We start from the raw sequence: 973 nt of genomic DNA, 5'->3' as shown, positions 1-973 counted from the left end.
ATCGGTCACGATCAGCGTATGCGCGCCCTCCGCGCTCACTGTGCTGCCGCTCGAGAAGGCCGAGCCGTCCAGTGTCGCTGTGCCTTCGTTGAACGTCGGCGTCTGGTTCGTATTGTACAAGCCGCTGTCCGTTACGCCGCTTACGACCGGCGCCGTTTTATCGATGGTGAACGTAATCGTCGTCGTGTTGCCTGCTGCGTCCGTGGCAATCAGTGTATGCGAGCCTTCCGCACTCACGGTGCTGCCGCTCGTAAACGCTGAGCCGTCCAGCGTCGCTGTGCCGTCGCTCAAGGTGAGCGTACGGTTTGTGTTGTAGCTGCCCCCGTCGGCTGCTCCCGTTACTGTCGGGCCGGTTTTGTCAATCGTGAAGTTGACCGTTGTCACATTACCCGCTGTATCGGTGACGATCAGCGTATGCGCGCCCTCTGCGCTCACTGTGCTGCCGCTCGTGAAGGCCGAGCCGTCCAGTGTCGCTGTGCCTTCGTTGAACGTCGGCGTCTGGTTCGTATTGTACAAGCCGCTGTCCGTTACGCCGCTTACGACCGGCGCCGTTTTATCGATGGTGAACGTAATCGTCGTCGTGTTGCCTGCTGCATCCGTGGCAATCAACGTATGCGAGCCTTCCGCACTTACTGTGCTGCCGCTCGTAAACGCTGAGCCGTCCAGCGTCGCTGTGCCGTCGCTGATTGTGAGGGTACGATCCGTGTTGTAGTTACCCAAGTCGGCTGCTCCCGTTACCGTCGGGCCGGTTTTGTCAATCGTGAAGTTGACCGTCGTCACATTGCCCGCTGCATCGGTCACGATCAGCGTATGCGCGCCCTCCGCGCTCACTGTGCTGCCGCTCGAGAAGGCCGAGCCGTCCAGTGTCGCTGTGCCTTCGTTGAACGTCGGCGTCTGGTTCGTATTGTACAAGCCGCTGTCCGTTACGCCGCTTACGACCGGCGCCGTTTTATCGATGGTGAACGTAATCGTC

The 973-nt window shown here is 60.2% G+C and carries 1 pseudogene; it reads right to left on the bottom strand.

Features of this window, described 5'->3' with window-relative positions:
- Positions 1-973, bottom strand: a pseudogene (locus B5M42_RS24970) (hypothetical protein); the annotation flags it as partial.

Source organism: Paenibacillus athensensis (assembly GCF_004514475.2).
Taxonomy (GTDB): Bacteria; Bacillota; Bacilli; order Paenibacillales; family NBRC-103111; genus Paenibacillus_AL; species Paenibacillus_AL athensensis.
This window is presented reverse-complemented; position numbering and strand designations above follow the sequence as displayed.